The sequence below is a fragment of the Cytophagia bacterium CHB2 genome, from assembly GCA_030263535.1.
Taxonomy (GTDB): Bacteria; Zhuqueibacterota; Zhuqueibacteria; order Zhuqueibacterales; family Zhuqueibacteraceae; genus Coneutiohabitans.
This window is the reverse complement of record SZPB01000366.1, coordinates 1-11,617: the sequence shown is the minus strand read 5'-3', so window position 1 is coordinate 11,617 and position 11,617 is coordinate 1. Positions and strand designations below refer to the sequence as shown.

Annotated in this window: 10 protein-coding genes; 8 read left to right on the top strand and 2 right to left on the bottom strand. The window is 53.1% G+C overall.

The features are described from left to right. Positions 1 to 212: 212 nt before the first annotated feature. From FBQ85_24920 to FBQ85_24890, 7 genes are all read left to right on the top strand, one after another. Positions 213 to 2,009 (top strand): hypothetical protein, encoded by a 1,797-nt coding sequence (locus FBQ85_24920; GenBank protein ID MDL1878375.1) that lies wholly within the window; start codon positions 213 to 215, stop codon positions 2,007 to 2,009. Between the two features lie 20 nt (positions 2,010 to 2,029). Beyond that, on the top strand, positions 2,030 to 2,539 hold the full coding sequence (locus FBQ85_24915) for a hypothetical protein (protein ID MDL1878374.1): 510 nt from the start codon (positions 2,030 to 2,032) through the stop codon (positions 2,537 to 2,539). Positions 2,540 to 2,939: 400 nt separating this feature from the next. Further along, on the top strand, positions 2,940 to 4,163 hold the full coding sequence (locus FBQ85_24910; protein ID MDL1878373.1) for a serpin family protein: 1,224 nt from the start codon (positions 2,940 to 2,942) through the stop codon (positions 4,161 to 4,163). Positions 4,164 to 4,490: 327 nt separating this feature from the next. Beyond that, on the top strand, positions 4,491 to 5,723 hold the full coding sequence (locus FBQ85_24905) for a T9SS type A sorting domain-containing protein (protein MDL1878372.1): 1,233 nt from the start codon (positions 4,491 to 4,493) through the stop codon (positions 5,721 to 5,723). Between the two features lie 110 nt (positions 5,724 to 5,833). Beyond that, positions 5,834 to 6,469, top strand: a complete 636-nt coding sequence (locus FBQ85_24900; GenBank protein ID MDL1878371.1) for a hypothetical protein — start codon at positions 5,834 to 5,836, stop codon at positions 6,467 to 6,469. Beyond that, positions 6,418 to 6,906: a hypothetical protein gene (locus tag FBQ85_24895; protein ID MDL1878370.1), complete on the top strand. Its 489-nt coding sequence runs from the start codon at positions 6,418 to 6,420 to the stop codon at positions 6,904 to 6,906. The genes FBQ85_24900 and FBQ85_24895 overlap by 52 nt, the downstream gene beginning before the upstream one ends. Then, a complete protein-coding gene (locus FBQ85_24890; protein ID MDL1878369.1) occupies positions 6,903 to 7,997 on the top strand; it encodes a membrane dipeptidase in 1,095 nt (364 codons plus the stop codon). The genes FBQ85_24895 and FBQ85_24890 overlap by 4 nt, the downstream gene beginning before the upstream one ends. Before the next feature lie 29 nt (positions 7,998 to 8,026). Here FBQ85_24890 and cadA read toward each other — a convergent pair whose 3' ends face one another. Both cadA and FBQ85_24880 read right to left on the bottom strand, forming a co-directional pair. Then, the gene (cadA, locus tag FBQ85_24885; GenBank protein MDL1878368.1) at positions 8,027 to 10,306 is read right to left on the bottom strand and encodes a cadmium-translocating P-type ATPase; all 2,280 of its coding nucleotides are present in this window, start codon (positions 10,304 to 10,306) and stop codon (positions 8,027 to 8,029) included. Next, positions 10,197 to 10,613, bottom strand: coding sequence for a helix-turn-helix transcriptional regulator (locus tag FBQ85_24880; GenBank protein MDL1878367.1), 417 nt, complete (start codon positions 10,611 to 10,613; stop codon positions 10,197 to 10,199). The genes cadA and FBQ85_24880 overlap by 110 nt, the downstream gene beginning before the upstream one ends. A 542-nt stretch (positions 10,614 to 11,155) precedes the next feature. Between FBQ85_24880 and FBQ85_24875 the strand changes: the two genes are divergently transcribed. After that, positions 11,156 to 11,617: hypothetical protein (locus tag FBQ85_24875; GenBank protein MDL1878366.1), on the top strand; the 462-nt coding region annotated here is incomplete at its 3' end.

Genomic DNA, 11,617 nt, shown 5'->3' with positions numbered 1-11,617 from the left:
GTGGGGCATTGTTGCAACCGCGAATTTCATGGCTTCAACAGCCGCCCACAAGGGGCGGGGACTACAAACTCTGTTCATCCAAATGAAAAACGCTGTAAGTGTCGCTGCGCTTCGTTCTCGTACTCGCTTGCGCCAAGACAATGTGAACATTAGTGTAGACAAATGATAGGCCCCTTCAAATCGAACTCAGGTTTTTCTTCCGGAGGTCAGAGATGAAACGCTTTTTGTTAATTGCCGGTTTTTTGCTCAGCCCGCTTTCTTTACAGGCGCAATATTGGAATGATTATGTTTTGGAAAAGGGCTTTGATTCCCGCGATTATTTTTTGCGGCCGCATCGCGTTCTTTCTCTGAATTTGAAGAACATCGACCCGGGATTGCTGGGCGTGCTGCCGGATTATTTGAGCGAATTTTCCTTTCAACCGGCAACGCTTTCTTCCCTGGAGGGCAGCCGTCTTTATCTCGATCTCAAGGGCAGTGCGGAAAAGCCCAAAGCGCCCAAGTACCGCGTTTATCCGCTTTACTACTACGACAACTCTTACTTCGCGCCGCCCTATTATGCCCGGCCCGCTGAGCGCAAACTCGAACCGCTGCTCTCGGCAATCTATCTCGGCGACGTTGCTGCGAAATATCTGCCGGGATTGAAATACGCCCTCAGCTATGAGCTGATCCATCATTCCGGAACGTTTTATGAATATGTTCCCTATTGGTACTATGGCGCCTATGATGCCTTTGGCGTGCGCACGGACGAAAGCAGCCGCTTCCCGGAAATCGAACCGAACATCAAACAAGACGGGCTTGACGAGAAAACCGAAACCGCGCACATGATGGAAGCCTATCTTTCATTTAAACTCACCAAATTCTTCTCAGCCGGCGCAAAAGTGAGCCGCACCATGACGGACATTTCCGGTGATTACGTACGTTTCAATGACTATAGCGACGACTTCAATTATTCCTATCAATCGCGCTATCTCAACGAGAAAGACGCCGGTTCGACATTACGGCAAAACGAGTTCAGCGCCGGCGCGCTGCTCACGTTGTCGGACACGCGGCAGATTGGCGTTTTTGGCGGCCGCATCTCCGGCCATCACGATCAAACCGCCGGCGACCGCGACAGCAGCTTTTACAGCTACGGACAAGAAACGCAATCCGACTACTTCAGCCGTTCTTTCTATTCACACGCCAGCGCCAGCCGCTGGCGGCACGAAGGCACCACGCGCTTCGCCGGCATTCACGGCGAATTGCCCTCGGAAAACAACATCGCCTTCCGCTTCCGCCTGGAATATCAAAAATCCGATATCGATTTGACCAACAGCGGTGCGGTGGCCGACACCAGCTATCATCGCTATCGTTTCCGCAATTATCCCGACAGCCTGATTTACGAGCCGATCTACAACTCGAAATTCACGGATAATCGTGTTGGCGCGGGCGCGGAAAACGGCACGCGCAAAAGCGGCAGCGCCGGTTTGGTAATTCCCATGTATAAAAACAGTGAAGCCACTGTCGCGGTGCACCTCGAGCATGATGAGAACAAAACCCTGATGTATGAAGATGCACAAGTCTACCGCGCGAGCCGGCAAGTGAATTCCACGCCGTGGTATCCGGCAGAAACCACCATCGGCATCGAAGACAAAACGTTGCGCCTTGACAAAAGAACCCAAACGACGCGGTTGGCGCTGCCGGTGGCCATGACTTTCGGCATTGGGCAAAGCTGGTCTGTGCATGTGGCTGCCATCAAACAATATCTCCAGCTCAAATCCGAAGAGACTATCGACATTTGGTATCGCACCGATTCCACCATCGTCATCCGGCCCGATGGTTCCACCTCGCAGAATCCGCCAGAGCGGGTCGATCGCTACCGCGCTGTGCCGGTGCGCCGCAGTGAAGCGTCCTTGAATTTTCGCGCCGGCGTGAGCTTTCAACCCGCCAAACCGGTGCGCATCGACGTGGGCTTGGGCGCTTCGCCGACGGATTTGGAAACCTGGCAATTTGCAGTGTTGTTTAGCATATAACCCAATTGGAGAAATCCGCGATGAAAATCGTCTCTTGCGCCGGGCTTGTGCTCGGCTTCGTCTTAACAAGCTGTCAAAATGAATCGCCAGTGTCCAACGAAGAAAGCAACTCGCTGGCAAAGCAACTTCAGTCGGAAGAAATCATCTTGACGGTTGACAAAATCGTTTACACCGCCGATGAAACGGTGCGCGTTGAGTTACTCAATAACAGTGATGCGCCGCTGTTTTTGGAAGGCTGCAGCCAGTTGCAGATTGGCACAAAGGCTGACACCGGCTGGGCACAAGCCCCGCTGATCGAATGCTTCTGGGAAGGCTTTGCTGTGAAGATTCCGGCGGATAGTAGCTATACGCTTGACTGGCCTGCGAAGTATTTGCGCGGCACCCATCGCTTCGCTGCCCACTTGTATTTCGCTTGTGACGAGGGCAAGCCGATCAGCGGAGCACAATGCGAGCGCCGGGAAACAATTTACTCGCCCGAATTCTCGATTCGGAACATCCGGCGATCACTTCCAGCAGAAACACATGAATGACTCGTGCCGTATTTTCACGGGATGACTGGCTTAAAGGTGATTGCCAATTCTCCGGATACTTGAGGTATCGCCATGTCAATGTCGATGAGTACCTCAACTTGTCATCCCGACGGGATCTTGTGAAGTATCCAGCACAGCGCCAAACACCTTGCAAGACCGGATCGACATGATTGTGGCATGCCAAAGGCAAATAATCAAGGCGACAATATACCAGCCGCCACGCATCTCAAATCGTGAGGCGGATTATGAAATGGGGTTTCGTTTTGGGATTGCTGTTCGTCACGGCTTGCGATACCAGCATCGTAACCCCCTGCGCGCTTATGGTCACGCCGCTCGGGTTGAATTCGCCGGCGAGGGCGGCGATCCTCTGCCATGATCGAAAACAACCACTGAGGAAAATATGAAAATCAAACCGCACAATATTGTCGCTCTACTCGGCGTCAGCCTGCTGCTCGTCCGATGCGAACACAATGTCGTCGCGCCGGACAACCGCAGCTTCCGCGAGCTGACCTCGTTCGAAAAACAACTGGTCGCTTCGGACAATAGCTTCGGCTTGAAGCTCTTTCGTGAAGTCGCGCAACAGCGAAAAAATGAGAACGTTTTCATCTCGCCGTTGAGTGTGGCCATGGCCTTGGGCATGACCTTGAACGGCGCGAGCGGCGAAACTTACGAAGCCATGCAAAACACGTTGGAGCTGGCCGGTTTGTCGCAGGAGGAAATCAATCAATCCTATCAGAGTTTGATCGCGCTGCTCATGCAACTCGACCCGCGGGTGGAATTTCAAATCGCCAACTCGATTTGGCACCGCCAGGAGATGGCTTTTGAGCAGGATTTCATCGAGCGCAACCAAACTTATTTCAACGCGCAGGTCAGCGGCGTTGACTTCAACGCGCCCGGCACGCTCAATCTCATCAACGCCTGGGTGAACGACAACACCCGCGGCCGCATCCCGCAGATCATCAATGAAATCAAGCCCGAGCATGTGATGTTTCTCATCAATGCCATTTATTTCAAGGGCACGTGGACGTATCAATTCGATCCCGCGCAAACCAAAGACGACTGGTTCACTACCGCAAGCGGAGCGCAGCAAGCCTGCAAAATGATGCACCAAAAAGCCGGCCTGCACCGCTTTTATTCCAATCAGGCTTTTCAAGCGATCGATCTGCCCTACGGCGATGCCGGTTTCAGCATGACGGTTCTGCTGCCGCATCGCGGCGTCTCGCTGGATTCACTGATTTCGGCTTTCAGTCCGGAGAATTGGGCGGCTTGGATGAACGGCTTTACGCAACAGGAATTGGCGCTGGCCATGCCCAGATTCAAGTTGACATTCGATATGATGTTGAACGAAATTTTAAAAAAAATGGGGATGGCAATCGCTTTTACCGAGGCTGCGAATTTTAGCGCAATGTATCAACCCGGCGGAGTATTGATCAGCGAAGTGAAACACAAGACATTTGTCGAAGTTAATGAAGAGGGCACTGAGGCCGCGGCAGCCACTTCCGTGGGCATCGGCGTCGTCTCCGCCCCGCCTTACCTCCGGATAGATCGGCCGTTCTTGTTTGCCATTCGCGACAGCCATTCGCAAACCATTTTGTTCATTGGAAAAATGGAATACTTGCAATAACACCGCATGTTCTGCAACCGCGAATCGACGCGAATGTGCGCCAATCATCGAATTCGCGTTTATCGCGGATTGAGACATTAGCAAATTGTTTAGCACTGCAACGTTTAGCCAAAGCAGAAACCATTGCATGTCATTCAGAAGGAATCTTGTGAAGTACTCGGCTCGCAATCCATTTGAGTTGCGTTCTTGTGAAGTACTCGGCTCGCATTCAATTAGCCTTGCGTTCTCAAGACGTCACAGGATTCCCAACTGAATGGCAGCGGCAAAAGCATGAAAAAGTCCAAAAACCAACATCATTATACCGAACCTCATTCCTGAGGAGAATTCATGTTTGCAAGAATGTTATCCGTTTTTGCCGTACTGGTGTTTTTTTCTTTTATCGGAGCAAAGGAGTCAGCCGCATGCACCTGTCTTCCACTGCGACCGCCGGCGCAGGCCTTTGCCGAGGCTGACGCCGTTTTTCTCGGGAAAATAATTTCATTTGAAGAACTCGTGCCGGAACATCAGCGGCGTGCACATATCGAAGTTGCAAAAATCTGGAAAGGCAATAAAGAGCAGGCCGACACGCTTTTCACTGCATTCAGCGAAGCCTCTTGCGGCTATGATTTCGTGGTCGGGGAAACCTACCTCATCTACGCCCATCAGTTTGACAAGGAGTTTTTATCCACGAACCTCTGCACCCGCACACGGCCGGCCGTTTATGCTTCCGAAGATTTGAAGTACCTGGATTCGGTTTCATATCTGCCTTTGGCATTGGGCAACTCATGGACCTTCGGCTCAAACTTTCCGGGCACGACGACGGAAACCATCATCGACACCGTTCGCGCCGACGGATATCTTTATTACCGATTCGATCAATTCCGCGAATTCTCCCGCCCTCTGCTGCGCATGAATGATTCGTTAGAGTTAATCGTACGTCACGAGAATGAGGAGCAAGTCTGGCTCAAATTCGGCGCAAAAATTGGCGAGAGTTGGCACGTTTACGGCCCCAAACGTCTGGCCGAATGGACGGTAACGCTGGAAAGCACGACTGATACCGTCGAAGTCGGCGCCGGGCGTTTTTTTCCGTGCTATCGTTTCTACTTTAAATTTTTCGGCGCGGACAATGATTGGATCGAATGGTATGCACCGAACCTCGGCCCGGTGAAGCGCGAGCTGCTGGGCTTTGCTGTGATTGAATATCCCCTGGCCAGCGCCATCATCAACGGCGAGAACGTCCCGACGGGTGTTGATGATCCCATTTCGCCTTCGTCACCACAAACGTTCGAGTTGATGCAAAACTATCCTAACCCGTTTGCACCGGCCAGCGCTGAATCGTTCTTGAGCACAACTTCAATTCACTATCGTCTGCCGCGGGAGACGCAAGTGACATTGACAATTTACGATATCCTCGGCCGCGCGCTCAACACGCTGGTGCAGCGCCGGCAAGGCCCGGGAGATTATGTCGTCACCTGGAACGGCCGCGATCGGCGCGGCGAACACGTGCCCAGCGGCGTTTATTTTTACAAATTGACGGCGGGCAGCTTCGCGCAAACGCGCAAGCTTGCAGTGGTTCAATAATATTGTCTCTTTGACAAAATTAGGCGCCTTCGTCTATTTGTTGCGTCCCGAAAATTTCACCGTCATGTCATGCTGTGAAGCATAACCCAGGTCAAGATATGAGACAATTCATGAAACGCCATGCTCACGCCGCCGCTGTGTTGATCCTGATTCTGTTCACGGCTTGTGATCACACTGCCACCGGACCGGTGGAGGCCCAACTCAACCAGCCATTTGCGCGCCTCGGTGCACAAATCTGGGTGGAAATCATGCCACTGCAATGCCTCACCAATCCCTGGCAACACGAATGGTTGCAAGAGCATGGCAATGATCCCTCACAATATCCACATGAACGTGAACGCGATATTTTGCGCATGTACTTCCTCAAGCGCGGTGCGGATTTTGGCGATTATCGCAAAGAGGCAATAGCTGACGCTGTTTGCGCCGCCTGCTCGTGTCCGACAGGCTATGGCGCTTTCCTGCAAATCAATCAGCAGGATTTGCCGGTGTTCGAGCAGCACGGTTTCAGGCTTTCAGGCATGAATTTGAAATTGCAGATCGACAAGCCTGTGTTCGCAAGCGATGAAGCCGTCAACTTTCAACTGAGCAATCCGAGTTCATATTCGTTCACGGCAACCGGCGCCGATGGCATGGGCGGTGATTGGCTGCTCGCGGCGCAAGGCAGCGGATTCATCGTGCAACAAAAACAAAGGGCGTGCGGCGATTCACGATTGCACCGGGCGCCGACCTGCACGGATACTGGTTGAATTATGAAAAATTATCCGGTACCTTCCGGCTGTTGTTGCAGGTTCATCCTGAAAACGACAGCACACGTGTGGCTCATGTCATTTCGGAAAATTTCACCGTAGGCGAAAAGTTGATGCCATTCGATCCTCTGGCGTATGAGCTGGATTTCGGCGACGGCTACACGTTGCACGCAGATTCCACCGCGCTCGACGGCGAGGTGTTGCGTACGGCAGTTTCGTACAGCGGCGGCTGCCGAGTGCATGAATTCACGGTTCATTTCAATCGCATTGCGAGCGATACCGCATTCGTTTTCATCCGGCACAATGCCAACGAGGATTCTTGCGAAGCTTATCTCACCCGCACCCGGCGCGCCAATCTGCAAGCCCTGCTGGTGCGCGACGATTTTGCCAAACTCATGCTCATCACTCCCACCGGAGACTTGATTCGCCTCAGATGATCATCCGGGCCGTCCTTCTCAGCCTTTTCATTGCCAGTGTTGTCCCGGCGCAGCAAACGCGACCCAGTGCGGGGAGTACAACCAAACGTGCGTCGATCATCCATGCGAAATCGCTGGTGATCGACGCCCACATCGATGTTCTCTATCATTTGACCAGAACCGGCTCCACTTCTGACCTTTCCCAACGACGTTCCTCGGGCCACTTTGATTTCATTCGCGCCCAGGAAGGCGGCCTGGATGCTTCTTTCTTTGCGATTTTTGTTTCGAATCGTTTCAACGCACAACCGAACGGCGCCTTCAACGAGGCGCAGCGATTGATCAAGATGCTCAATCGTATTGTCACAGCCCATCCGAAGCTGGCGGAGTTCGCCTATTCTCCTGATGAGGTGTTGCGCATCAGCAAAGCCGGCAAACACGCCGTGATCATGAGCCTGGAAAACGGCACGCCGATTGGAAACGATCTTACCCGCTTGCGGCAATTCTATCAGCAAGGTATTCGCTATATTACCCTCTGCCACAATCAAGATAATCAGATTTGTGATTCGTCGTATGACAGGCGGCACACCCATCGCGGCTTGAGCGCGTTCGGCAAACAAGTCGTGGCGGAGATGAATCGTCTCGGCATCATGATCGACGTTTCGCATGCTTCGGATCAAGCCTTTTGGCAAGTGTTGCAGCTCTCACAATTGCCGGTAATTGCTTCACATTCGAGCCTGCGCACATTCCGTTCATTTGGGCGCAACCTGTCGGACGAGATGCTGCTCGGCATGAAAAAAAACGGCGGCGTGGTGTGCTTCAATTTCGGTTCGATGTTTTTGAGCGATGATTACCGCCGCCGCAAACAAAGCCTGCAAGACGTGATCAAGCATATCGATTATGCCGTGAAACTGATTGGCATCGATCATGTCGGCTTGGGCAGTGATTTCGACGGGGTCGATGAAGTCCCGCGAGGCCTGGAGGATGTGAGTGCCTATCCCAAAATCACGGAGGCGTTACTGCAATTGGGCTATTCGGAAGAAGATATTTTCAAAATTAATGGCGGGAATGTGTTGCGCGTGTGGCGAGAGAATGACAGCCGCAGTGCGCCATGAACAACAGCAACCATTTCCGTAAATCAAGCTCACACTTGACGGGATGTACTCGGCTTGAACCTCGCCAGCCGCATGGCATTGCCGATCACCGCCAGCGAAGCGCCCATGTCTCCGCAGAGAACGGCAATCACCAACGTGGTCCAGCCGGGAAACACAGCGAAGCCCAGCGCGAGTTTCAACAGCAGCGCGGTCCACACGTTTTGTTTGATGATGGTGCGCGCGTTGCGGCTGAGCGTGATGAGGTAAGGCAGTTTGCTCAAATCGTCGCCCATCAAAGCAATGTCTGCGGTTTCGAGTGCGGCGTCGCTGCCGGCTGCGCCCATGGCAATGCCGACGTCCGCAATCGCCAGCGCCGGCGCGTCATTGATGCCATCGCCCACCATCGCGACTTTGCCGTGTTGCGCTTGCAGCTTTTTGATCTCGCCGACTTTGGCACCCGGCAGCAGCCCGGCGTGCAAATGTGTAATCCCGGCGCGCTGTGCCATCGCCCGCGCCGTGCCTTGATTGTCTCCCGATAACATCGCCGTCTTCAGGCCAAGCCGGTGAATGTCATCAATCACGTTGCGCGTATTGTCGCGCAACCGATCAGCAACGGCAATGATGCCCACAATTTCGTGACGGTTGCCAAGGAGCATCGTCGTCTTTCCCTCTGCTTGCAAGGACTGCAACTGTGCGTGCGGAAAAACGACGTTTTCTTCGGCAAACATCTCCGCCGTGCCGATGCGATATTCATCGCCATTGACACGGCCTTGCAAACCCCGTCCCGCCGAGCTCTTGAACCCTGCAACCAAATGCAGTGGGGTCTCTCCGGCAGCATGCATGATGGCCTGCGCGATGGGATGTTCGCTGCGTTGTTCGAGCGAGGCAGCAAGACGCAAAACTTCTTCGCGCGTCATGCCGTTCAGCGAAATCACGTCAGTCACCACCAGCTTACCGCTGGTCAGTGTGCCGGTTTTATCGAATGCAATCGCCTGCACTTGTGCCATGTTTTCCAAATGCACGCCGCCTTTGATGAGCACGCCGTTGCGCGCGGCGCTGGTGATGGCGGAGATCACGGCCACGGGCGTTGAGATCACCAGCGCGCAAGGACACGAAATCACCAGCAGCGTAAGCGCTTTCTCAAACCAAATGTGAAAATTCGCATTGAAAAACAGCGGCGGCACAATGGCAATCAAACCGGCGACGAACACCACCGCGGGCGTGTAATAACGCGCGAAGCGATCGACAAATTTTGCGCTCGGCGCTTTTTGGCCCTCAGCCTCTTCCACCATTTCAATGATGCGTGACAGCGTGGTATCTTTCGCAGGTTTGGTGATGCGAATTTCGAGATAGCCCTGTTCGTTGATGCTGCCGGCATAAACCTCATCGCCCAGATGTTTGTCGATCGGGATCGACTCGCCGGTAATGGGCGATTGATTGACGCTCGATTGCCCGGCCACCACCACGCCATCCAGCGCAATACGTTCGCCCGGGCGCGCGAGCATGATTTCGCCCACCTTCACTTCGTGCACATCAATCTCATGCTCGCGGCCATTGCGCTTGATGATGGCCTGCGCCGGCGCAATTTGCGTGAGCATTTTGAGCGAGCGGCGCGCGCGTTCAACCGCGTACCCTTCCAGCAATTCTGCCAGAGAATACAAAAACGCCAGACTGGCCGCCTCGACATATTCTTCAATCAAAATTGCACCGACGATGGCGATGGTCATGAGAAAATTGATGTCCAGCGCCATGGTGCGCACCGCGCGCAAGCCTTTAGGCGCGAAATGCCAGGCGCCGGAGAACAAAGCCAGCAGAAGAATCGGCGCGGAAATATGAAACTTGAAATCCAAAACATAAAAGTAGGAATCGCGTACCAAGAAATTGACCAGCAATCCGATTCCCAGCAACACGCCGGAAATGGCCACAGCCACAACCTCCGGCGTTCGCCAAAACGGGGCCTTGGCCTCGTGCTCCGCGCGACGATGTTCATGTTTAACCTGAAAACCCGCGCTTTCAATGCGTTCTTTAATGCGCGCCAGATTTTGCCGGTTTTCATCGTAGCTGACTTTGACCTTGCCGTTTGCGAAGTTGACGGCAACGGTATCGACGCCCGGCATTTGCGTGACCGCCGATTCGATCGTGCGCGCGCAACCGGCGCAGTGCACACCGGCAACCGTGATTTCTTCGTGAGTGAGCGTGTTCTTGTTTTTGTCCATCGGCTTAAACCTTTGCGACTTTGACTTTTTGAAATTTGTCTCTTGCAGAAGCGCGTTCCGTTTCCGCCACGTGCCCGGTTGCGACTTTGATGAGGCGCTCGATATGCTCGTCATCGAGCGAGTAGTACGCCATCTTGCCGGCGCGGCGAAATTTGACCAGCCGCACCTCGCGCAGAAAGCGCAGATGATGCGAAATTGCCGGCCGGGTGACGCCCAGCAAGCTGGCGAGATCACAGACGCACAGCTCGGTTCTCTGCATCGCCAGAATGATCTTGAGACGCATGGGGTCGCTCAAGACTTTGAAGATTTCCGCAAGCTTGGCAATGCGGCGGTGGTTGGCGATCTTTTTGGCGGCTTTCTGCACATGGGCTTGGTCGACATATTCAATCTCGCAAACCGCATGGCCGTTGTCGTGAAACATGACTGACTCCAACGATTAAGCGTTCGTTGAATCGTAAAATAAACGTTTAATCGAATTTTGCAAGGACAAATTTGGGGCAACCGGCGCAACAAGGCAAGCGCAAGAGGCTGGTGTTTTCCGCTCAGTGATTTTTGGTAAGCTCCGAATGATGGCAAAACACGAAATCCGTGCACATCCGTGTCCATCTGTGGCTCTCTCAAAAATTGCCAGACTGGCGTAATCTGCAAAGTGGTTTTTAATTAGCCACGGATTTGCACGGATCGGCACGGATTGCAGTGGTTCCCATCAAGAATTCTGGCCGCGGCTTGAACCATTTCCTTTTTGAAAAGTATGTACAATTGTCCAGGGTACTAATTAACATCTGTGCCAATCCGTGTCCATCCGTGGTTCACTCATTTAAGCCATGAATGCGACTCTAACGTGTTGTGCGAGAACCTTCTTCAGACGGTTTACATGTCATCGCCTGCGATTGAAATCGCAGGCGATGGTAACAACGATCACGGGGCAAAATTCAGGTACTAACCAAAAGAACAGTGATGAAAATGAAAAATCATCATTTATTGTTCATTGCGCTTCTTCTGGGCGCATTCGCCGCGCTGCCCATGCAAGCGCAAACTGTGCACAACGATAAGCCCGAACACAAGTTTACCGTAATTGACAAGGCCTCCAGCATTTTTATCGGTGTGATTCTGGGCGGCTTCAGCGGTGCTGTGATTGGAGTACTCATGGGCAATTCACAAACCTACAACGGCGAACATGTTAACATCATGCGAGGCACTTTGATTGGCGCGAGCATCGGGCCTTTTCTCATTTATGAGGACTGGGCGAGGAGAAAGGGCGTAAGGTTTCCCATGAACACCTGGTATAGCGTGTCCGGCGGCAATATGACATTTTCAAACTATGAAGACGCGAATCTTCGGCTCGGCTATTCCGGAGGCATGGGCCACAACTACCGCTTGAGTGACAAAGTTTATTTGCAGGCTGAAGCAAGTTACAATCACCGG

Coding starts and splice junctions, on each gene's coding strand:
- FBQ85_24905 (MDL1878372.1), top strand. CDS start 4,491: ATGTTTGCAAGAATGTTATCCGTTTTTGCCGTACTGGTGTTTTTTTCT.
- FBQ85_24920 (MDL1878375.1), top strand. CDS start 213: ATGAAACGCTTTTTGTTAATTGCCGGTTTTTTGCTCAGCCCGCTTTCT.
- FBQ85_24910 (MDL1878373.1), top strand. CDS start 2,940: ATGAAAATCAAACCGCACAATATTGTCGCTCTACTCGGCGTCAGCCTG.
- FBQ85_24900 (MDL1878371.1), top strand. CDS start 5,834: ATGAAACGCCATGCTCACGCCGCCGCTGTGTTGATCCTGATTCTGTTC.
- FBQ85_24880 (MDL1878367.1), bottom strand. CDS start 10,613: ATGTTTCACGACAACGGCCATGCGGTTTGCGAGATTGAATATGTCGAC.
- FBQ85_24890 (MDL1878369.1), top strand. CDS start 6,903: ATGATCATCCGGGCCGTCCTTCTCAGCCTTTTCATTGCCAGTGTTGTC.
- FBQ85_24915 (MDL1878374.1), top strand. CDS start 2,030: ATGAAAATCGTCTCTTGCGCCGGGCTTGTGCTCGGCTTCGTCTTAACA.
- cadA (MDL1878368.1), bottom strand. CDS start 10,306: ATGACGAGCATATCGAGCGCCTCATCAAAGTCGCAACCGGGCACGTGG.